This is a genomic window from Priestia megaterium, assembly GCF_046599315.1.
Taxonomy (GTDB): domain Bacteria; phylum Bacillota; class Bacilli; order Bacillales; family Bacillaceae_H; genus Priestia; species Priestia megaterium_F.
This window is the reverse complement of the sequence record NZ_JBKIKC010000004.1, coordinates 315,663-336,846: the sequence shown is the minus strand read 5'-3', so window position 1 is coordinate 336,846 and position 21,184 is coordinate 315,663. Positions and strand designations below refer to the sequence as shown.

Below are 21,184 nucleotides of genomic sequence, written 5' to 3'. Positions count from 1 at the left end.
TATATCCTCCTTTAAATTCAATATATATTTTGTCAGGTAATAAACTCAGCTACGATAGCTGCAGAACAATCATTTTTGTTTCTGTCATATCTTCAATTGCAAATCGAGGTCCTTCTCTACCAACACCGCTGTCTTTTATCCCACCGTACGGCCAATGGTCGAGTCGAAAATTAGAGGTGCCATTAATCACAACTCCCCCCACTTCTAAAGATTCAGCAACACGGTAAGCTAGGTCCATTTGATTTGTAAAAAGTCCTGCTTGCAAACCGAAAGATGAATCATTTGTTTCCTCAATAGCCTCTTCAATATCTTGATAAGGAATGATACTCACCACAGGTCCAAATACTTCTTGACATACTACTTTGCTTTGTTTAGGAGGATTTAATAGAACGGTAGGTTCTATAGAAGCCCCTGTCTTCTTGCCCCCACATATCAACTTTGCACCTAAGCCGACTGCTTCTTCAATCCAAGCCAAGACTCGGTTTGCTGCTTTTTCATCTACTAAACATCCAACATCTGTCTGCGGCAACAGAGGATCTCCAACTTTTAAAGACTTTACCTCATTCTTCAGAAGCTCTGTAAATTCAGAAACAACTGTGTCATGTACATAAATACGCTGAACTGAAATACAGCTTTGACCAGAGTTACTAAACCCTGTTCTCCCACATAGCTCCGCAGCTTTTTTAATGTCTGCATCTTCATGAACGATCGTTGAAGCATTCCCTCCTAATTCTAGTAGTACTTTTTTCATTCCAGCCAGTTCACATATATTTCTGCTTGCTACTGTTCCACCGGTAAATGAAATTACATTTACACGATCATCTTTTACGATTTGCTGTCCTGTTTCTACTCCCCCTAAAACCATATTGATAGCGCACTCAGGCATTCCAGCTTCTAATAAGAGAGAGATAAATTCTGAAGCAACTAAGGTTGTTTGCGGAGCCGGTTTTAAAATAACACTGTTGCCAGCGGCAAAAGCTGGTCCAATTTTGTGACATACTAAATTTAAAGGTGCATTAAAAGGAGTAATGGCAGCAACAACTCCGACAGGCACGCGGAATGTGGAAGCTATCGCTTTTCCTCCTCGTTCTGAAGCATCTCCTGGTATCGTTTCACCGATAAGCCTTTTTGCTTCTTCCGCAGATTGCTCTAATGTTTCTACTGATCGAGATACTTCATCCAACGTATTCTTCAACGGTTTTCCTAACTCATTTGAAATGAGAGAAGCAAATTTTTCTTTTTGCTTTTCCAAGAGTCTTGCTGCCTCTTTTAAAATTTTGGCCCTTTCGTAAGAAGACAAGCTCGCAATTGTTTTTTTTGCTTCATAGGCTGCTGATAGAGCTCTTTCAACATCTTCTGACGTTGCTATAATTTGCTCACCAATTACTTCCTGCGAATACGGACTTTTAATACTTACTACTGATCGATTACCTTCAAGCCATTCTTTATTTACATAAGGCCTTGCTCGTCTAAAACTCATTGTTATCTCTCCTTTTAACAATTGACCTATCTGTTTTAGATCGATCTAATTTTGTATTTAGATCGATCTAAAATTCAAGATGGTTCTCTATAAATCTTATTGATTTGAAGTTACAACTCGTTTTGTAAACGTTATCATAATCCTACAACAGAAATTTTAATCTAGCAATAGTAAATTAACGAATTTTCTAAAAATATTCATTAATACTGATATAGTTTGCTTATATTCTCTTACGTAACTTCACATTCACTTCCCTTTTTTTCTTACATACACTGTAGAAGTATCAAAGATGGCAGAACTATCAGTATAACAAAGGTTTATTATTATGATCGAGCTTAACTATTGCTTATTTGTTTTAGTTAAAACGTATCACCATCTGTTGACTAACAGAAATTTTATAAATGTGAGCTGATACTTACTTCTTAAGACATAATATACATTTCACGGTTTTTACAAACAGTAAAATTTGTATTATAATTCTAATAACTAAAATACAAAATAATAAGTTTTTTATTGTTAAAAACAGAAAGAGGCTTTGAAAAATGAATTACAGCGAGATGTCTCTTAGAGAAAAAAGCATTGTATTTATTGGCTTTATGGGCGTAGGTAAAACAACAATCGGCGAACTAGTCGCTAAAAAATTATACAGAGATTTTGTCGATATAGACCAAGAAATTGAAAAAATGTTTCAAATGCCTACATCACAAATCTTTAAAGAGTTTGGTGAAGAGTTTTTCCGAAATAAAGAAAAAGAAGTAATTAGCCAGTTATCTCAGCAGCGCTTAAAAATTATATCCGTTGGTGGAGGCGCATTTCTTCAAGAAGAAATTCAAAAAATTTGCTTATCAAATTGTATTGTATTCTTTTTAGACCTTTCATGGAATTCATGGAAAGAGCGCATCAGCCTAATTATTGATAGTCGCCCTGTTTTACAAGGTCGAAGTCTAGAGGATATAGAAGAATTATTTTATACGCGCCAAGCAATTTATTCCAACCACCACTCCAAAGTAGAAACTGACAATTTGGATATTGAAGAAGTAGCAAATTACATTGTTGATTCCTTAAAGATGGCTTGGGATATCTACGAACCGTCTAAATAATCTACAAAGAAAAGAAGCAGTTAATTAACTGCTTCTTTTCTTTGATGACGATTCTCGAACAACTAACTGAGGCGTTAAAATAATGCGATGATGATGTTCTTTTTTATCAACAATTTGGTTATGAAGACATCTTGCAGCATCCTTTCCTATTTGTCTTGCAAAAGAAGAGACGGTTGTTAGAGTAGGGTGGCATATGGATGATTCCATAACATTGTCAAATCCCACTACCGCTATATCTTCTCCCGGAACTATCCCTTTCTCTTTTAAGCCTTGCATAACACCAAATGCCACTAGGTCGCTAAAACAAAAAACTGCTGTTGGAGGCTCAGAAATGTCCAATACTTGATGTGCAGCTTCTACACCTCCGCTTCTTGTAGGACCGCTAGGAATGATAAGGTCTTCATCTATAGAAATCCCTGCGTTCTTTAGAGCCGAACGGTAACCTTCCATTCTTTCTTTCCACGTTGTAGAACCAGTTGTTCCTCCTAAAAATGCGATTCTTTTGTGTCCCTGTTCTAGTAAGTGTTGAACCGCTTTTTGAACGCCTAAGTTATAATCTACCCCCACATAATCTGACTCCACTTCAGGCAATTCCCGTACTGCTAGTACTGAAGGAACATCTAAATGCTGAATTTTTCTTATCGTATCTTCCGATGTACCCGCTACAGGACATAAAATAATGCCTCCTACCCGATGCTCTAGCATCGTAGAAAGCAACTGATCCTGTCGATTATCCGAATCAAACGTCGTACCTAAAAACACCGTATATCCGTCTTTCTCAAGCTCCTCGTGCACTCCGATTAACAATTCTGTAAAAAACGTATTAGATATGTCCGTAATAATAACTCCGATTGTTGATGAAGTTTGAGACCTTAAATTTGCAGCAATACGGTCATATACGTATCCTAGCTCTTTCATCGAAGCTAAAACTTTTTTCCTTGTTTTTTCAGAAACACTTGGACTATTTCGTACAATAAGCGAAGCGGTAGCTCGAGATACTCCTGCGTGTTCCGCCACTTCTTGTAAGGTTACACGTTTGCGTTTACTTTGTTTCAATTTATTCCACCAACCCTTTATAACACACCTTTTATAATTATTTTACAATTATCTAAAATAAAAGAAAAGCTTCATTCTTTCACGATGTTTACTGACAAGGCCCAGTAACAAAAAAGACGCAGCCTCACGCTACGTCTTTTTTTCTTAATGCGAACTCATATAAAAATTGATAAAAAAGGCAACGGTGATCACATACATCATCCAATGAATTTCGCGATGTCGCCCTGTAAACAGTTTAATTGCTGTGTATGAAATAAAGCCAAATGCTAAACCTTCTGCAATACTGTAAGTTAACGGCATCATGACAATCGTTAAGAAAGCTGGAACAACCTCAGTAAAATCGTCGAAGTTGACGTTTCGAATGTCACTTAGCATAAGGGAACCAATAATAATGAGTGCTGGAGCAGTAGCAACGCTTGGGATAAACTGAATAAGCGGTGCAAAAAACAGGGTAAATATAAACAAGATGGCAACCGTTAATGCCTTTAAGCCGGTACGGCCTCCTTCTGCAATACCTGTTGCATTTTCAATATACGTATTTAATGCCGTGCTTCCAAAAATAGCACTCGCCATTGTACCGATTGAATCCGCTGCAAGCGCACGATTTAAACCTGGAATTTTACCGTTTTTATCTACTAAGTTTGCTTTTTTAGATAGTCCAATCAGTGTCGCTAACGTATCAAATAATTCTACGATGGTAAAAGAAAATACAACTGAAAAAATGCCGTAGGCAACTGCACCTTTTAAATCCATTTGAAAGAATGTTTCTCCGACGCTTGGCGGCGTAGCTGAAAAGACGTCTTTCACCGAATGAGGAACTGCTTGTACTCCTACAATCATCGCCAATATTGTAGTAGCAAAAATACTTATAATGAGAGCACCTTTTACATTTTTAGCCATCAATACAGCTGCTAATATCAGACCGAAAATAGCAAGTAAAGGCCCTTTATCCATGACATTTCCAAGCCCTACAAAAGTCGACTCATTTGCCACAACTAATCCAGCGTTTTTCAAGCCGATAAACGCAACAAAAAGACCAATTCCAACTGCTATTGAAGACTTTAATACATTGGGAATGGCATCAATAATCTTTCCACGTATTCCGGTTACTGTTAACACAAAAAACAATACGCCGGATATAAAAACCGCTCCAAGGGCCGTTTGCCATGATAATCCTTGTCCTAATACTACTGAATACGTAAAAAACGCATTTAAACCCATGCCTGGTCCGGTTACAATTGGGAAGTTTGCCCACAGGGCCATAAGTAGTGTACTAAATACAATGGCATAAATTGTGGCTGCAAGAGCAGCTTCTCGGGGGATACCCGCGTCAGACATGATAATGGGATTGACGATTACCATATAACTGACCGTCATAAACGTTGTAAGTCCTGCTAGTATTTCTTGTTTTGGTGTTGTGTTGCGCTCTGATAGTTTAAACAAGCGCTCTAATATTCCATTACGCTCCAACACGCGCGCCTCCCTACTTCTAAAAAAAATAAAAAATCCTACCTATTCAAATGTCCTAAAAAGGACACGATTTAGGAGGATTTTACGTTGCAAAGTAAAATCTTTTGTCCTATTATAGTCTTAATTTACAGATATGCAAAGGTAGAAAACGCTATCATTATAAAAATTTTTATCTTCCGTTAGTTTGGAATTTTAAAAATTTATTTCTTTTAGCTTTTTAGTCTGTTGCAAGAGTGCTCTTTTTAATCATTCGTATAAAAAAAGAATGCTGAAAAAGCATTCTTTTCTTCGTTTTACATCTTATGAAATTAAAAGCGGGATTCTTTTTAGAAGACGATCAATCGAATGATTTGCCTCTTTCAGCACAATTCCCTGATCAATTGTTTTCAGCAGACGATTTTCCATCACAATTTCACCATCAATCATCGTTAGTTCTACATCTCCTCGTGTTGCTGAATACACGACTCTAGAAATAGGGTCTACGCCGTAGGATGGAAAGGTATGAAGCTGATTTAAATTTAAGATAGCAAGATCCGCTTTTTTCCCAACCTCTAAACTTCCAATTTCTTTTTCGAGCCCAACCGCCTTCGCTCCGCCGATTGTGGCCATTTCTAGCACGTGCTTTGCATTCATGGCGGTTGGTCCGTACGCTGGTTTATGAATCGTAGCAGCCAGCCTCATTTCGTTGAACATATCTAAATTGTTATTACAAGGAGCACCGTCAGCGCCAAGACTTAAAAATACACCTTGCTCTAATAAATTTGGCACATCTGCGATTCCCGATGCTAGTTTTAAGTTTGAGCCTGGGCAATGACTGACTTTTACTCCTTGATTCTTAATAATTTGCTTCTCTTGATCATTTAGCCAAACACAGTGCGCTAAAATAAGACGCTCATTGGCTAATCCTAAATGATCTAAATACATGATATTTCTCATACCCGTTTCTGCTTCTACGATGCGAATTTCTTCCTGATTCTCAGAAGCATGAGTATGTACATGGACATTATATGCAGCTGATAAATGGCTCACTTCACGGAGCAAATCTTCCGTACACGACAGCACAAATCTTGGGGAGAATGCATATCGAATACGACCGTTATTTGAATCATGCCATTTTTCAAGTAATTCTACACTTTCTTTAATAGAGTCAGCCGTTGTCTCCTGCAGGGCTTTTGGCAGATCATCTCCCTTTTTATCCATCATTACTTTTCCTGCAAGAGCTCGGATTCCGCTTTGAGATATAGCTTGAAAAGCAGAATCCGTGTGATGGACAGTTTCCATATCTACAATCGTTGTAGTCCCGCTTTGAATGAGTTCGCCGATCCCTAACAATGCTGAATAATAAATAGATTCTTCATCATGCGAAGCTTCAAGCGGCCATATTTTCTTTTTAAGCCAGTCTAGCAGTTCTAAATCATCTGCTTGCCCTCTAAAAAGCGTTTGACATAAATGAATATGAGTATGTATAAAGCCAGGCACAATCGTTTTATTTGCCGCATCAATGACTTTATCTACCTTTTCCGGATGCAGATTTTTCCCAATAGCTGCAATACGATTTCCTACAATATAAAGGTCACCGTAAATAATATTATTCTTTTTATTCATCGTAATAATCTCTGCATTTTTAATTAATGTGTGCGTCATACCTTCTTTCCCCTCTTTCGTAACATCTATCTATTTCTAGCTCAAGCCGAACACTACCATCTTCAAGCAATCTTTCTTACACTGTCCTTATATATATATGATGCGCGCTCTGAGTTGAATAAGTGTAGGTAACCTCATACGCTATAGAGACTTTGGGTAAAAAAAATTCCTAGCTGATTATACAGCTAGGAGGTTGGATTTATGATAAAATCCCAAGTCCCTTTTTCAAGAGGTTATACGAAATCGCAGGAGAATAATGTGATCTTGTATATATAATATGGTGTTTTCAGTCTATACACCAGCTTTTTGTCAGAAGTTCTAACATTGTTTTTTTATTATTTCTCATTATGTGACTTTTCTTAACACCCTTATTTTTCATGTTATGCAATTTATTTTCGTTTCTTCTATGTAATATTTCCTAAAAGTATAGAATTCATCTTCTGTTTCTATACAAAACAGAAAAGTTATTTTATGATTTGTATGATAAAAAAACTACAAATCTATATTTTAGGAGTGATTAGTTTGGAAAAAACAAATGTTGGCTGTCGTTTTACACTTTCCGTTATGAGTGATAACTTCATCGATATTATTTTAGGCGCACTAAACGAAGTGGACATGTCTAAAGTTCAGCGAAAAACAGACCGTGTTAGTACGTTTATTGAAGGAACTGCCAAAGACGTGTTTGAAGTTGTACAAGCTATTTATAAAAGTGCTGGAAAATCAGGAAAGCATATTGTGTTAAATGCCACCTTTTCAACAGGATGTCACGAAGAATATTTCGAAGAAGAAAAAGTGAAACCAAAAGAAAACATGTCTTCAAACCACCAGCTTTGTGCTTCATTCCCTGTATCCACTCAATTTTCTTTGTATCCATTAGATACGCCGCATTATGTAGACATCATTAAAAGCGGAATTAGCGCAGTTAAACAACAGGAAGTATTTGCGGAAACCGTGCCTTTTGCAACAGCTTTAGAAGGAGATGTGGAAAAAGTATTCTCTTCTTTATACGAATGTTTTATTGAATCTGTGCAGCAAGCTCGTGTCGTGATGACGGTTAATATGGCAGCACATAGTCCTTCTTCAAAACGATAAATTACTTCTTAATTTGCTTATAAAGATAGAATAATAGAAAGGATTTATATAAATATGGCTACAAAAAGAACGTTTTTTTCTTTTTTTCTGATAAGTGCACTGTTTTGCATATTAGTCGTACCAAACTCTGTTCTAGCTAGTGAAAAACCTGCCCGTTTAACAGTTGTTTCTTACACTCAGTTCTTGAAAGCGCAAAGTGATAAAAGTACACTGTATGAATTTTCTAAACTGTCACGTCAACAAAAACAAAAAGTTGTACAATCCCTAAACAATCCATCTTTATTAAAATTGGATATTGAAGAGAGCAGCGGCACGGTTGAAGCTGCAAGTACAGCAGCATATAAAGCAAAAACGGCTTCGCCTTTATTCAAAACAGCAGCTTACACGGCTTCTTATAAAGCAGCTGGATTTACAACCACAAAACTAACTGTATATGTAGATTATTACACGAAAAACTCATCGGTGACTTCAGTCAAAAATGCACGAGGCGTCGTAACGAAAAATGTAAATCCCCTTGTATCTATTTCAAAAAAAAATTCAAAATCTTGGGTGCAAAATAACCGAGCCTACGGGCGCATTGACTGGCAGTGGAAAGTTGCGGCTAAAGATGCCGGAATCAAAAGACAAACTGCATACGGTACAGCTTCCGGCGCCTCCGGCGGATCTACAACTACAGTTAATTGATAAAGAGGAATAAATGATGAAAAAAATGATATGGTGGATTGTTGGTATTACAATCGGAGTACTTTTACTAGGAATTCTGGTAGGTTATTTATCGTTTTACAGCATATAAAAACAGCAGGCGAAATTACCTGCTGTTTTTTATCTAATGTCATACTCTTGTCATAAAATTAAAACCTCCACTTACAGTGTCTAAGTGCCTGTAAGAAGAGGTTGGGATCACAATTGTTAGTAAGCCTGGTCTCTTCTTATCTTTCAAGCACTGCTTGTGGGAGTTGGCACGGTTCTATAAAGTCCGTTGCCGAGGTTTCACAGGGCCTATCCCTCCACCTCTCTTGATAAGAAGTTTGTCGAATTTTGTTGATAATTGTTGATAAGATAAGTATTATGTTACATGCTGCACAAACAGATGTCAACTACTTTTCAGAAAATTGTTTTCCCTCTAAAACTATGATATCGCTACCATTACTATGACAACTAGGTTACAAATATATAATTTTTTTATATTTTTGTAATCATGCCTTTACAACTGACTTTTTTTCAAAAGAAGTAATAGCTTCATCTAACATGCGAATGCCATCATCTATCTGTTCTTTTGTTACAGTAAGCGGAGGTACCATACGAATAACTTCACTTGCATTTCCGCAAAAATAAAATAACACGCCTTTTTCTAAAGCTAGATCTAAAATCTCAAATAAGGCGTCTCCATCTCCTTCTCCCGTATAAGGATCAACAATTTCAATTCCAATCATAAGTCCTAAACCACGGATATCACCAATCACTGAATGTTTTTCCTTTAAAAGATGTAGCTTTTCTAACGCATAAGCACCCATTTTTTTCGTATTATCCAGCAGTTGTTCTTCTTTCATTACTTCAAGGGTTGCAAGCGCTGCTGAACATCCAATAGGATTCCCTCCAAATGTTGTACTATGTGTGCCAAGCGGCCACTGCTTCATTAATTCTTGAGAAGCTACCGTTGCACTAAGTGGAATTCCAGAAGCAATTCCTTTTGCTATAGCCATGATATCTGGTACGACATCGAACGTTTGTCCAGCAAACCATTCGCCGGTGCGTCCAAAACCCGTTTGCACTTCATCAAAAATAAGTAATATTCCATGTCGATCACAAATTTCTCTTAACTTATTCATCCAACTTTTAGGAGGAATAATATAGCCGCCTTCTCCTAATACTGGTTCCAAAATAACCGCAGCCACTTCTTCAGGCGTCACTTGGTGCTTAAACAGGGTTTCAAAATCTTTTTCAAGCTTTTCAGTAAAGTATATATCGCTATCTAGCTCTGCAGGACACTCTTTTGGATTTGCATATGGAATTTGATAAGTCAGTCCCGATGGCTGCTGAAATTGTCTATATTTGCTTTTGGATGTTGTAACACTTAAAGCTCCCATGGAACGGCCATGAAAACAACCTAAAAAAGAAATAACGTACGGACGCTTAGTCACATGTCTCGCTAATTTCAAGGCTCCTTCAATTGCTTCCGTGCCACTATTCCCAAAGAAAAAACAGTCTAAATCGCCCGGTGTTACCTTCCCTAACTCATCAGCTAACTTTAATATCGATTCGTACATAATAACACCTGAAGGACCATGTAATAATTGATCTGCTCCATCTTTAATGGCTTTTACTACTTTCGGATGTCTATGTCCTACATTTGTCGTAGCAATTCCGGAAGTAAAATCGAGATATTCCTTACCATCCAGCCCGTAATAATAGCATCCTTCTTCTTTCACAACGGGCAAATTCGGATGGTCTTTAGCCATCGTCGGTGCTAGCAATTCAGGCATTCTTTCAAATAAATGACTCCAATCTTTTGACATACTACATCCTCCTTGAAATTATCCAAATCAATTAATCTTATTCTGAAATATAGTTACTTATTAAACAATATTAGGAAATCCAGTTATACTAAACGCTTTAATAGAATAGTAATAAAACTTATTTTACTATGCATTTTTATTAAAATCAATTGTATAAATATTTATATTTGAAATTAATATATTGTCTTTTCATCTCCCCTACTTTTTGTTTATTTATCATAAAAATCGAGATTGAGACATAACTAAATCAATCCAACCTAAAGACGAACAAATTGGATACATAAGCTAGTGGGGATCACTTATTACATCGCTGTTGATTTCCGTGCAAGACTTCGCTTTCCGCGGACAGCCCATAAGCCTCCTCTCCGCTTACGTCCCTGCGATGTCTCACCTATTCCGCTTTTCCCGCTGGAGTCTTCTCCTTGCCCTCCAATCAACAGCTAGAAGCAGCTGCATACATGAAACCTACGTTCACGATAACCATAAAAAAATCCGAACGAGTTGGATTCTCAATCAAGAATCTCGATTCATCGTTCGGATCTTTCTTCAACTAAAATACTACTGTCCCAGCCTCTTTAAGTATATTTATTCAAGATGTTTGGCATCATTGATTGTTTCGAGACGCCATTTTCCGTTTTCATAAGCAAACGTTGTAATGGATGTATTTTGCAAACTAGTAGTCCCTGTTCCTTGTTCTCCGCTTGTTACATGATGGATGAATGTATTAATTGCCGCCCCGTGACTAACAACTGCTACTTTCTTTCCGATAGACTCCTTCATAATTTCCGTTAACCGTCGAACCATTCGTTCTTGAGCGGCTTCGAGCGTTTCGATATTATATAAAGGTTCTTCTCCCCAATTTGTCGCATAGCTTGGTACAAGTTCATGCAGCACTTTTACATTTTTTGATTCTAGTTCTCCAAAAGAGCGCTCACGCAGCTGCTCACAAACCTCGATTTTATCTACTTTAGCAACTGTTGCAATTTCCCTAGCCGTCTCCTGCGCACGGAGCAAATCGCTTGTGTAGACTACATCAATATGGATATCTCGAAAACGTTCCGCTACGCGTTTGGCCTGTTGCCTTCCCGCCTCGTTGAGCGGAATATCGGCGTGTCCTTGAATGAGTTTGTTTTTATTCCAATCTGTTTGACCGTGTCTAATTAAGTAAAGCATCGTAATCCCCCTTTAATCTCGTTTTAAAAATTGATAAACAGCTTTATCAACCTCTGGGCTTTCGTGTAAATCCGAATGGGCTTCATGAAACGTTTGGAGATGAATATGTTCGGTAAACTCTTGCAGCCCGTATGCACTTTCTACTGTTACCACTCCATCGGTCTTATCTCCCACGTCTCCTGCTCCTGAAAAAACGTCGATTTCTTTTGAGAAATCTTGACGACTTTCATATAGGCTGTTCAACGCTGTAGAGTGAAAAGCTAAATCACGAGCGCCTATAGATTCAATGTGATTGCGTGCATGAGGGTACATCTCCATTAATTCCTTATAATCTAACCCTTGAATTGGCGACCCTAGCGTAACTAATTTTTGAATATACCGAGGGTTAGACAAACTAACAGCTGCAGCTGTTACTCCTCCCATACTATGCCCAACTAAATCAACAGAAGATGTTTTATATGTATCACGTACATCTTGAATAATAGCTTCGATCCATTTTTGCTGCTGTGCAATACTGGCATCTGGCTTTTTAAAGACAATATGAACAAGCGGAAGCTTTCCATCTTTTGCTTTCATAATATGCTTCCACTGAATAGCTCCATTCTTTTGAACGACACAGTAAGCTACTTTAGTTCCCCATCCGTTTTGTTCAAATCGTTTAATCATTTTTCCTAAACTTTTCTGACTTCCTAAATAGCCATGAATAAATAGAACCGGCACATTTTTCGATTGGGCACCTCGTTTTGTTTGTGGGGCAAAAATATAAAAACAAAGTGAAATAAATAATATGATACTAATCAATAAAATCAATAACCGCAAGTTCTCACCCTCCGATCGTCTCGTCTATTACACCCATCAATAAAAAAATTTGGAGTGAATTTTATTCTGATACGTCCTGTAAGCTGCAGAACTTGTCATCTTTTTCTTGTCTACGAGCTGCTCAAAGCGCAAACGCTTTTCCGTAAGCATCTCTGTTAGCTTTTGTTCTTCACTGCTATCCGCGCATGCAGAGATTAATTCCTCTATTGTCGCCATATCTCGTTTCAGCTCTTGTTCATCAGTTATCATATTTGCATTTTTTAACATCCTATACGCTTGGCGCAGTTCTTCAGGTATATGTGATAAATCTTCTAACTTTAATGGTTTTCCTTCTCCAGGCAGCTTATCAAAGTCACCGTCTTTTATTGCTTGTCGAATTCTTTCTTCAGCAATTATATACGCAATATCCAAGGAAAGGCCTCCTTTAAGGAAATATAAAATTCAATTTTACCTTCTATGTAAAAGATGTATAACAAACACAGCTTTTACAACCGTATTTTTTATTATACTATGATTGTAAAAATTGAACTACCATCACTTCTTAGCTAGATCACCTTCCCTTTGCAAAATAATTGCCAGACCTCCATGCCTTTCAGTATCAAACGTTCTTGAGCAGCTTCCTAGCCTGCTTAAATCCAATTAACGATTCTGTGTCGGCTTTTGTTATCTTATCTTACTATATTTATACAAAAAAGCCTCCTTACGCATGTAAGGAGGTGGAAAAAGGTAATTCTAAGGTCATCATGTTATGCCTACTTTCTATAAAACCATATTTTGATAACGTTTTCAATATTTTTTTATATTACTTTACTAATTTTTCATTTCATGAGACTCCGTAGAAATAACGAAGCCCCACTAAATTTCTACTCTTCTTTATCCGAAGGAATCATAATTTCTCCTTCATGCTCTTGTTTTTTCAAAAGCAGCTGGAGAATCGTTTTAGATAATTTACTAGCTGATAGGGTTTGATAAGAAACTCACACACGCCAAGCTCTAATCCTTTGCTTCTTTCATCTAAAGCAGATGAGATTAAAATAGGAATTTTTTCTGTCTCAGTATTTTCTTTCAGATGTCTTAAAACATCCCAGCCGTCCAACTTATTTTCTCCTAGCATGATATCTAGAACAACGACTTCCGGCTTTTGCTGATGAATAGAGTTTAATGCGTCTTCTCCGTTGTTAAAATACCGAACGTGAAAACCGCTCTCTTTTATTTTTAGGCTCGACCCGATGTCCTTCATCTTTTCTGTATAAGTAAATGAAAAGGATTCTTTCATACTATCTTTATAGGATTCTACTTTTGCTCGAAAAGCATTTAAACGCGCTTTTTGGATAAGTAAATAACTTAAAAAACAGACTAAAAGCAATAGCAATCCGCCAAATAAGACATATACCACTTGAATTGATATCGCCACTTACTTCACCTTCTTCATTAAATGACGTACGCGAGCTTCAAGCTCCATTAATTTAAATGGCTTTGTCATGTAATCGTCTGCTCCAAGCTCTAATGCTCTTTGAATATCTTATTCGCTGTTTCGCGATGTAAGCATAATAACCGTGTACTGATCATGACGTTTCTGCTGGCGCAATTTTTGCAGAACTTCCAAGCCATCCATTTTAGGCATCATTCCGTCTAAAATAACAAAGTACTGATCGCTAGAGTGAATCCATTCAGATTCAAAAAATTCGATGCCATCTTTAAACACTTCTATCTTCACTTCATAACGATCTCCTACATCAATCTTACTTAAAAGCTCTTTCAACATCGTTCGAATGATAGAATCATCATCAATAATGGCCATACGAAGTGTTCGCCTCTTAACCAGCTTACTTTGAGAAGAAGCGACAATTTTTTTGCGTCCTAACTCCTTCGCCACATATAATGCTTCATCCGCCTGATGAAGCGCTTTGTTTAACAGCCATTCATTGTTATGAACTTCTACAACTCCACCGGAAGAGCTACAATAAAAGGAACTCTTTTTGTGTGTGAACATTTTTTTCGAAAAAGACTCCAACAGTCTGTTTAATACCGTTTCTGCCTCTTTTACATTGGTTTTTGGTAGCAAAAGAATAAACTCTTCGCCTCCATATCTAAAGATGTGATCTGTTGGACGAATTTCACGCTTCATATACTCTACAAATGCTTGCAGCACCTGGTCTCCCATAAGATGCCCGTATTGATCATTTATTCCCTTAAATAAATCTAGATCTAAAAGAGCTAAACAAAAAGACTCTTTTGAGCGGGCGTAGCTAGATAACTGCTGACTATAAATTTCTTTTAAATACGTCCGGTTATAGGCTCCTGGTAATTCATCAAACATTGAAAAAGAGTTAAACATCCTCTTTCGCTCAATATGGTGCCCAATTTGCAGTAGGCTTTCTTCCATATCAAGAGGTTTAACAAAGAAGTCATCAGCCCCTAATTTAAACGCCTGCAAACGTCTCTCCCTTTGATTATCAACACTTATCATGACAACCGGAACGAACCATTTGCTTTGTTTTATCACGCAAAAATGAAAGAATGTCAAAGCCCGTACAGTCTTTCATATGTACATCTACAACGAAACAATCCGGCTTTAATTCGTAAAAAGCCGTAATTACTTTTTCTTTAGAGGCTGTTGCTAATACGTACCAGCCTTGTTTTTCAAACTGTTCTTTTAAATACATCAGCATTGAAAGATCATCGTCCACAAGTAAAATATTAGCTGTTTTTTCACTGACTTCGATCGGTTTATTTATATCTTCTACCGATTGAATTTCATCTTGATAAGAAATTTTAATAATATCTAATAAAAAAGTATTCAACTCTGTATAATCCCAGGTTTTTTTCTGTTTTTTTCAACAGCTTCCATTAACTCGCGGGAACGATCTCCTAAATAATGCAATTTGGTATTTATCCATCTTATACACCTTTTGTTCGATATAGTTAACACTAATCCCATATTACTCCATCCAGTTTATATAATATTTCGTAAGCAAATGGAATATTTTCCCGATTGTATTTTAATTATGTTTTTTCCAAATGAAAAGTAATTATTCTTTAACCATATTTTTCCTTAAATGATTTTACTTTAAAATGATTCTTTTTCCACCTATTATTTTTCTCTACACTAAGCAAAATGACTCATCGGTTCTTTCATGAATAGAGCCACAACCTTATTGACAAGGTTAGTGAGTCTTTGTTACCCTTATACACGTTGTGAAAAACTTAAAAGTGAATGATAAGGAAAGCGGCCGTTTTGATGAACAACCAATCAAATCAGGTTCTTTCCTTTTTATATTTTTACTAAGGTAGATACTTTACCAAATAAAGTTTCGCTTTATACACCGTGTCCTCTTTGTCATAGGCGCACTTAGACCGAAAACAGACGGAAAGGAGTATAAAATGTTTACTCAGCTTACAGAAAAAAAGCACAATGCAGAAGAAATAAAAGAAACACTTGATGATTTAGAGTTTCAGCTATTTCGCATGCAGGATAATGTAAAAGAAATTGCTAAAAAGTATGAAGTTATTGGAGTCGATCAGCCTGAAGACAATCAGTTAGTTATTGTATCGGCACAAAATGACGGAAATGCATGTAAAATTATGCTAAATGAATGTACGAAAGCTTATAAAGGCGCTTGGGATTTTGCCATCGATGGCGTATATGAAGATAATCACACTATTTTTATTGGTGACATTAAAGGTCCTGCTAATAAAGGATATGGCTCTGTATGTATGAATTATCTAAAAGAAGTAGCAGTCGATCAAAATGTTCATCTCATTAAAGGAGATATCGCTGAGCGTGACTGGGATCATCTCGAAAGATTAATTCATTTTTACGAAAAACATAACTTTGAGGTAAATATTGATTATACGAATAAGTGCGGAGAGATTGAATGGACTCCAGCTTATCAATAAAAAACGAACAGACAGCGTCTGTTCGTTTTTTATTTTATATACGCTAAGCTTTTTTCAATGCTGCTGAAAGGATTTTCTTTGCACTGGTCTTGTTCAACAATCCACCATTTTACACCTGTTTTATTTCCTTCTTGCATTACAGCCTTTACATCTACTCCTCCGGTACCAAGAGGAGCAAAAAATTGCTCGCCATCTGTAGTCATATCTTTTAAATGGATAAAAGGCGTACGATTTCGATAATGCTTCATCCACTCCACTGGGTCTTCACCCGCTTTGGTCAGCCAATAAATGTCCAACTCTACGTTTACCTCAGTTTCTTCTAAGATTGTCTGGAGAGGGGACTTTCCAGCTGACAATTTCTTCAGCTCGAAATCATGATGATGATAGCTAAACGACATGCCTTCTTTTTTACAATAAGTATAAATATCATTTAAAGAGTCAATAAGTTCGTAATATCCTTTTTCAGTTTGTCGCTCAGGAATTAAAAAAGGACAAACGATATGTGAATTTCCAACTTGCTGTTCAAAGTGAATTACCTGTTCTAAATTAGATTCTAATTGTTCAAGCGGAACATGACTAGAAGCTGGTTGCAGCTGTAAATCAGTTAACCATGCTCTTACTTCTGGCGCTGTATGTCCTTCATAACCTGCAAACTCTACCCCTTGATATCCTAATGCTGCTACTTTTTGAAGAGTTCCTTTGAAGTCTTTTTTCGTTTCTTCGCGTAATGTATAAAGCTGAACTCCTACAGGTATTTCTCTCATCTTCTCTCCCCCTATTCATTAAGAAAGCTCCTATAATAGGAGCTTCTGCCTTTTATTTTACTGCACTTCCAAGCATTCCGGAAATAAAATGACGCTGAAGCGCTAGGAAGAAGACAATAATTGGGATGGTCGCAATCGTTACCCCCATCATTACTTGACCGTAATCAATAATCGATAGACCAATTAAGCTTGAAAGAGCAACCGGCAGTGTAGCCATTTCGTTTGATGTAGTCGCAACTAACGGCCACATAAAGTTATTCCACTGTGTCATAAATAAGAAAATAGCCGCTGCAGCCATAGCAGGCTTCATAGAAGGAAGCACAATGGTTAAAAAGATTCTCATTTCTCCAGCTCCATCTAAACGAGCTGCTTCAATAAGCTCCGTTGGAAAAGCTAAAAAGTTCTGACGTAATAAAAAGATAGCAAACGGAAAGCACAGCTGCGGAACAATAAGAGCAAAATACGTATCAAGCAAATTAAAATTAGACATCAGCTGAAAAAGCGGAATGAGCGTTGCTTGATATGGAATCATCATGGACAATAAAAGCGTAGTAAAAATTGCGTTACGGCCTTTGAATTCAAATTTAGATAGTGCATATGCCGCTGTAGAACAGACCATTAAAGCTACAATTACGTACACTGCTGAAACAAATACTGAGTTAAAGAAGACGCGCCCTAAATCAATTGACGCATTTAAGTTTTGTAGATTTGTCATAAACTGATCGCCAGGCTTCAGTGTTGGAGGGTTTGTAAACATTTTCCCTGATTCATTCGTAGCGCCGATAAACATCCAGTAAAAAGGAAAAATGGAGATAATCGTAAACAGTCCAAGCAAGCTGTATAATCCTATTTTACGCATGATGTGACGTTTCTTTTTGAACTTAGGAACGGTAGCTACTGCCGTTGTTTCTACTCTCTCTAATACACTCATGATTTATCACCCGTAAATTTAAATTGGAAGAACGTTAAAATACCAACTAATAATACAACAACGTACGCAATGGCTGAAGCATATCCAAAATCAAAATATTCAAAGCCATTTTGATAAATATATAAGCCTAGCGTCATCGTGGAATCAGCAGGGCCACCTTTTGTTAAGTTAAAAGGTTCGTCAAACAATTGAAGCGTGCCAATTGTTGATAAAATAGTAGCAAACAAGATAACAGGTTTTAATTGTGGAACCGTTACGTGGAAAAACTTTTGAATACGATTTGCCCCGTCTAAATCAGCTGCTTCGTAAACTTCATGAGATAAACTTTGAAGAGCTGCTAGAAAAATAACCATGTTATAGCCTGTCCATCTCCAAGTCATTGCAACAATAATCGAGACTTTAGCCCAAAAAGGATCCCCCAGCCACTGAATAGCATCTATACCGAAAAACTCTAAAATAGTATTCATAATTCCTTCATCTTGAAGAATGATTGAAAACAAAATAGAATAGGCAACTAGTGACGTTACAGCCGGCAAGAAAAATGAAACTCGGAAAAAACCTTTTAATCTTAAAAGCTGACTGTTTAATGCATTAGCTAGTACAAGTGCTAACAAAATCATAACGGGCACTTGAACGATTAAAATAATACCCGTATTTCCAAGCGCTTTCCAGAAAATATCATCTCCAAACAACCGTGTGTAGTTGGATAAGCCAGTAAATTCATACTTTCCGCCTTCCATACTCTGAAAGCTTAGAAAAAATGATGAAAAAATAGGGTAGATCGTAAACAGCGCGAACAGCAAAAGTGCTGGAGCAATAAATAAGTAAGGCAACGATTTATTTGTCTTCATGATGACCTCCTAGTACCGCAAGAAGAAGAGATAGAAGGCAATTTTCTAGAAATCACCTTCTCTATGCTTCTTAATTATTTTTTAATACGATTTTCTAAGCGTTTTTGAGCTGCTTCAAGCGATTCTGTAACGCCCTTACCATTCGTTACTTCTGAAACAGCTTTGACTGCTTCACTGTTTGCAACTGAGTAATTGCCTGTATAGTTAACTGGTTTAATATCTTTCATTTCATCTGCAAATGTTTTCCAAATCGTCTGATTGCTGAAGTACTCATCTTGTGCAGTAAATAATTCTGAAGAATATACGGTATTTAATGATGGAAATAATCCGCCCTTCATCGCTTCTTCTTGAACTTTATCCGTTGTTGAGAAATACTCCATAAATTTGTATGCTTCATCTACTTTTTGACTATTTGCTGAAATCACATAGTTGCTTCCTCCTAAGTTAGAAGCACGGTTGCCTCCTTCTTCAAACGAAGGTAATAAAAATACTCCCCATTTTCCTTTTAAATCCGGAGCCTGCTGTGTAATTGAACCGGATAGCCAAGCACCGGATGGTGAGCTTGCTACTTTTCCTTCTGCTAAAGCACTGATTGAAGCATCCCAGCCGACTGTATTTTTAACAATACCTGCTTCTTTTAACTTCTTATTTAATTCCATTGCCTTTTTCGCTTCTTTAGAAGTTAAATTTAGCTTTCCTTTGTTATTAAAATAGAAGGTACCTTGCTGTGTCAGCGCTATTCGGAATAGGCCATCGTCGTTGTTAAAATCTAAACCTAGTAAATCAACGCCAACTTTTTCTTTAATTTTCTTACCAGCCGCAATGTAATCATCCCATGTTTTAATACTGTTTAGGTCTACGCCTGCTTTTTCAAAGTAATCTGTGCGATAGAAAACGCCGGTTGGACCTGCATCAAACGGGAAGCCGTACATATCCCCATCCTTTGATAAAAGGGCTCTCTTAAACTCTGGAAACTTATCTTCTTGTTTATCAAACCCTTTTTTAGATAGGTTTAGAAACGCTTTTGGAAATGCATCCAAATATCCTTGGAAACGATCGTCTTCTACTAAGACAATATCAGGAAGGCCTTTTCCACCAGCTTGCAACCCTGTTGTTAGTTTTGAATAAACGTCTTCACGTCCCATATCCACTACTTTTAATTTAAAACCTGGATTCTCTTTTTGATATTCTGCTGCTGCTTTCTTTAATACCGGTACGTTAATATTCCAAGCCCACGCAACAACTTCTTTTCCACCGCTACCACTTGTTTCATTAGCGGACTTTCCTCCGCATCCTGCAAGTACTAGGGTTAAAATGAGTGCAAAACTGATTAAACTAAACCAACGTTTCAATGAATACCCCTCCTATAATCTCGTCTCCTAGTGTGGCAAGTTTTTTTGTAAACGCTCATATCTCTTTCTCTCTCGAGAGAATTATTGAAAAATAATTCTGTATATTGAAAGCGCATACATTTTACTTAATCTAAATTATATGAATGAATATCCTTTTACTCAATGGTAAATATAAAAGGCAAAAGCCTTACATTTTTGCCTTTTTCTAAATTGATTTTGTTATTATGGTTTCTATTAACTTTTTCGTTCACGAAAAAAAGCGAATGTACTCTCGTTGTTGAAACAGAATACATCCGCTTATTAAAAAAATCCAATGCATACTATTTTTTTGCTACATAAGTAACACTTTCTTGCTTATTTGGGACGTTCTAAGGAAAATAATTGCCCTAGTTTACTATAATTAGAACCCGCAAGTCGGCTGACTGGCTTTACTCTTTCTGCAGAAACTCGATCGTTTTCTATTACTCTTTCACTAATGTGAAACATCACAACTTCACCAATAAACAAATCTGAACTGTATGCCTGGTCCGTTCCTAATGGAACAATTTGGTGAAGTTTACATTCCATTCGAATACTGGCTTCTTGAATTCCTGGAACCTGCACTTTTTTACTTGGTGCTAGTGTTAAACCCGTTTCTTCAACTTCACTCACGGAAGAAGGATAAGAAGAGGCTGCTTGATTCACCTGCTCCACTAAGTTTTCGTCTACAAGGTGGACCACAAATTCCTTAGACATACTAATATTGTTGGCTGTATCTTTGGTCATTTGACCTTCACTTCTCGAAACGGAAACGGCAATCAGCGGAGGCTCTGCTGCAACTACATTAAAGAAACTAAACGGCGCGGCATTTACTACACCGTCGTCATTTTGACTTGTAATAAACGCAATAGGCCGAGGAATGACGACACCTGTTAGTAAATGATAATTGTCTTTTGCACTTTGTACGGCCGGATCGACTACTTTCATCTTCCTCACTCCTTTTCTTCCACTTACTTTATTGTATGGTAACGAAAAGAGCATAGATTAGCTAGCAACT

General features: G+C 37.1%; 21 protein-coding genes and 1 riboswitch. Of the genes, 4 read left to right on the top strand and 17 right to left on the bottom strand.

Annotated features, from left to right (window positions below):
* Positions 1 to 49: 49 nt before the first annotated feature.
* Positions 50 to 1,480, bottom strand: a complete 1,431-nt coding sequence (locus tag ACLHDF_RS16040) for an aldehyde dehydrogenase family protein (protein WP_413919716.1) — start codon at positions 1,478 to 1,480, stop codon at positions 50 to 52.
* A gap of 542 nt (positions 1,481 to 2,022) precedes the next feature.
* On the opposite strand from ACLHDF_RS16040, the gene ACLHDF_RS16035 reads away from it, so the two are divergent.
* A complete protein-coding gene (locus tag ACLHDF_RS16035; RefSeq protein ID WP_413919715.1) occupies positions 2,023 to 2,580 on the top strand; it encodes a shikimate kinase in 558 nt (185 codons plus the stop codon).
* Between the two features lie 24 nt (positions 2,581 to 2,604).
* Here ACLHDF_RS16035 and ACLHDF_RS16030 read toward each other — a convergent pair whose 3' ends face one another.
* The 3 genes from ACLHDF_RS16030 to ACLHDF_RS16020 form a co-directional block, all read right to left on the bottom strand.
* Entirely contained in the window at positions 2,605 to 3,636 is a 1,032-nt protein-coding gene (locus tag ACLHDF_RS16030; protein ID WP_413919714.1) for a LacI family DNA-binding transcriptional regulator, read from the bottom strand.
* 144 nt (positions 3,637 to 3,780) lie between these two features.
* Entirely contained in the window at positions 3,781 to 5,106 is a 1,326-nt protein-coding gene (locus tag ACLHDF_RS16025) for an NCS2 family permease (RefSeq protein ID WP_413919713.1), read from the bottom strand.
* Between the two features lie 300 nt (positions 5,107 to 5,406).
* The gene (locus tag ACLHDF_RS16020; RefSeq protein ID WP_413919712.1) at positions 5,407 to 6,750 is read right to left on the bottom strand and encodes a 5'-deoxyadenosine deaminase; all 1,344 of its coding nucleotides are present in this window, start codon (positions 6,748 to 6,750) and stop codon (positions 5,407 to 5,409) included.
* A 522-nt stretch (positions 6,751 to 7,272) separates the two neighbouring features.
* Here ACLHDF_RS16020 and ACLHDF_RS16015 point away from each other — a divergent pair.
* Both ACLHDF_RS16015 and ACLHDF_RS16010 read left to right on the top strand, forming a co-directional pair.
* The gene (locus ACLHDF_RS16015) at positions 7,273 to 7,842 is read left to right on the top strand and encodes a YkoF family thiamine/hydroxymethylpyrimidine-binding protein (RefSeq protein WP_413919711.1); all 570 of its coding nucleotides are present in this window, start codon (positions 7,273 to 7,275) and stop codon (positions 7,840 to 7,842) included.
* A 54-nt stretch (positions 7,843 to 7,896) separates the two neighbouring features.
* Positions 7,897 to 8,526, top strand: coding sequence for a hypothetical protein (locus ACLHDF_RS16010; protein ID WP_413919710.1), 630 nt, complete (start codon positions 7,897 to 7,899; stop codon positions 8,524 to 8,526).
* Positions 8,527 to 8,768: 242 nt separating this feature from the next.
* A riboswitch (SAM riboswitch) is annotated at positions 8,769 to 8,868 on the bottom strand.
* Positions 8,869 to 9,038: 170 nt separating this feature from the next.
* Here the strand turns inward: ACLHDF_RS16010 and ACLHDF_RS16005 are convergent.
* From ACLHDF_RS16005 to ACLHDF_RS15970, 8 genes are all read right to left on the bottom strand, one after another.
* Positions 9,039 to 10,358: an aspartate aminotransferase family protein gene (locus ACLHDF_RS16005; protein WP_413919709.1), complete on the bottom strand. Its 1,320-nt coding sequence runs from the start codon at positions 10,356 to 10,358 to the stop codon at positions 9,039 to 9,041.
* Between the two features lie 302 nt (positions 10,359 to 10,660).
* A complete protein-coding gene (locus ACLHDF_RS16000; RefSeq protein WP_413919708.1) occupies positions 10,661 to 10,795 on the bottom strand; it encodes a hypothetical protein in 135 nt (44 codons plus the stop codon).
* Positions 10,796 to 10,943: 148 nt separating this feature from the next.
* Positions 10,944 to 11,531: a histidine phosphatase family protein gene (locus tag ACLHDF_RS15995; protein ID WP_413919707.1), complete on the bottom strand. Its 588-nt coding sequence runs from the start codon at positions 11,529 to 11,531 to the stop codon at positions 10,944 to 10,946.
* Between the two features lie 12 nt (positions 11,532 to 11,543).
* Positions 11,544 to 12,350 (bottom strand): alpha/beta fold hydrolase, encoded by an 807-nt coding sequence (locus tag ACLHDF_RS15990; protein ID WP_413919706.1) that lies wholly within the window; start codon positions 12,348 to 12,350, stop codon positions 11,544 to 11,546.
* A gap of 36 nt (positions 12,351 to 12,386) precedes the next feature.
* The gene (locus ACLHDF_RS15985; RefSeq protein WP_413919705.1) at positions 12,387 to 12,761 is read right to left on the bottom strand and encodes a DUF1992 domain-containing protein; all 375 of its coding nucleotides are present in this window, start codon (positions 12,759 to 12,761) and stop codon (positions 12,387 to 12,389) included.
* A gap of 505 nt (positions 12,762 to 13,266) precedes the next feature.
* Positions 13,267 to 13,764: a response regulator gene (locus ACLHDF_RS15980; RefSeq protein ID WP_413919704.1), complete on the bottom strand. Its 498-nt coding sequence runs from the start codon at positions 13,762 to 13,764 to the stop codon at positions 13,267 to 13,269.
* 108 nt (positions 13,765 to 13,872) lie between these two features.
* Complete coding sequence (locus ACLHDF_RS15975) at positions 13,873 to 14,787, bottom strand: diguanylate cyclase (protein ID WP_413919703.1); 915 nt, start codon at positions 14,785 to 14,787, stop codon at positions 13,873 to 13,875.
* A 19-nt stretch (positions 14,788 to 14,806) separates the two neighbouring features.
* Positions 14,807 to 15,154, bottom strand: coding sequence for a response regulator (locus ACLHDF_RS15970; protein ID WP_413919702.1), 348 nt, complete (start codon positions 15,152 to 15,154; stop codon positions 14,807 to 14,809).
* A 580-nt stretch (positions 15,155 to 15,734) separates the two neighbouring features.
* Here ACLHDF_RS15970 and ACLHDF_RS15965 point away from each other — a divergent pair.
* On the top strand, positions 15,735 to 16,250 hold the full coding sequence (locus ACLHDF_RS15965; RefSeq protein WP_413919701.1) for a hypothetical protein: 516 nt from the start codon (positions 15,735 to 15,737) through the stop codon (positions 16,248 to 16,250).
* Positions 16,251 to 16,279: 29 nt separating this feature from the next.
* On the opposite strand, the gene ACLHDF_RS15960 is transcribed toward ACLHDF_RS15965, so the two are convergent.
* The 5 genes from ACLHDF_RS15960 to ACLHDF_RS15940 all read right to left on the bottom strand — a co-directional run bounded on the left by ACLHDF_RS15960 (position 16,280) and on the right by ACLHDF_RS15940 (position 21,114).
* Positions 16,280 to 17,014 (bottom strand): sugar phosphate isomerase/epimerase family protein, encoded by a 735-nt coding sequence (locus ACLHDF_RS15960; protein ID WP_413919700.1) that lies wholly within the window; start codon positions 17,012 to 17,014, stop codon positions 16,280 to 16,282.
* Between the two features lie 52 nt (positions 17,015 to 17,066).
* Entirely contained in the window at positions 17,067 to 17,873 is an 807-nt protein-coding gene (locus tag ACLHDF_RS15955) for a carbohydrate ABC transporter permease (protein WP_413919809.1), read from the bottom strand.
* Between the two features lie 68 nt (positions 17,874 to 17,941).
* Positions 17,942 to 18,796 carry a carbohydrate ABC transporter permease gene (locus ACLHDF_RS15950; protein WP_413919699.1) on the bottom strand — a complete coding sequence of 285 codons (855 nt, stop codon included), beginning with the start codon at positions 18,794 to 18,796 and terminating at the stop codon, positions 17,942 to 17,944.
* A gap of 74 nt (positions 18,797 to 18,870) precedes the next feature.
* Positions 18,871 to 20,148, bottom strand: coding sequence for an ABC transporter substrate-binding protein (locus ACLHDF_RS15945; RefSeq protein WP_413919698.1), 1,278 nt, complete (start codon positions 20,146 to 20,148; stop codon positions 18,871 to 18,873).
* 354 nt (positions 20,149 to 20,502) lie between these two features.
* Complete coding sequence (locus tag ACLHDF_RS15940; RefSeq protein WP_413919697.1) at positions 20,503 to 21,114, bottom strand: flavin reductase family protein; 612 nt, start codon at positions 21,112 to 21,114, stop codon at positions 20,503 to 20,505.
* Between the last annotated feature and the right edge of the window lie 70 nt (positions 21,115 to 21,184).

Coding starts and splice junctions, on each gene's coding strand:
- ACLHDF_RS16020 (WP_413919712.1), bottom strand. CDS start 6,750: ATGACGCACACATTAATTAAAAATGCAGAGATTATTACGATGAATAAA.
- ACLHDF_RS15940 (WP_413919697.1), bottom strand. CDS start 21,114: ATGAAAGTAGTCGATCCGGCCGTACAAAGTGCAAAAGACAATTATCAT.
- ACLHDF_RS15995 (WP_413919707.1), bottom strand. CDS start 11,531: ATGCTTTACTTAATTAGACACGGTCAAACAGATTGGAATAAAAACAAA.
- ACLHDF_RS15950 (WP_413919699.1), bottom strand. CDS start 18,796: ATGAAGACAAATAAATCGTTGCCTTACTTATTTATTGCTCCAGCACTT.
- ACLHDF_RS16040 (WP_413919716.1), bottom strand. CDS start 1,480: ATGAGTTTTAGACGAGCAAGGCCTTATGTAAATAAAGAATGGCTTGAA.
- ACLHDF_RS15955 (WP_413919809.1), bottom strand. CDS start 17,873: ATGCGTAAAATAGGATTATACAGCTTGCTTGGACTGTTTACGATTATC.
- ACLHDF_RS16005 (WP_413919709.1), bottom strand. CDS start 10,358: ATGTCAAAAGATTGGAGTCATTTATTTGAAAGAATGCCTGAATTGCTA.
- ACLHDF_RS15965 (WP_413919701.1), top strand. CDS start 15,735: ATGTTTACTCAGCTTACAGAAAAAAAGCACAATGCAGAAGAAATAAAA.
- ACLHDF_RS16010 (WP_413919710.1), top strand. CDS start 7,897: ATGGCTACAAAAAGAACGTTTTTTTCTTTTTTTCTGATAAGTGCACTG.
- ACLHDF_RS15960 (WP_413919700.1), bottom strand. CDS start 17,014: ATGAGAGAAATACCTGTAGGAGTTCAGCTTTATACATTACGCGAAGAA.
- ACLHDF_RS16035 (WP_413919715.1), top strand. CDS start 2,023: ATGAATTACAGCGAGATGTCTCTTAGAGAAAAAAGCATTGTATTTATT.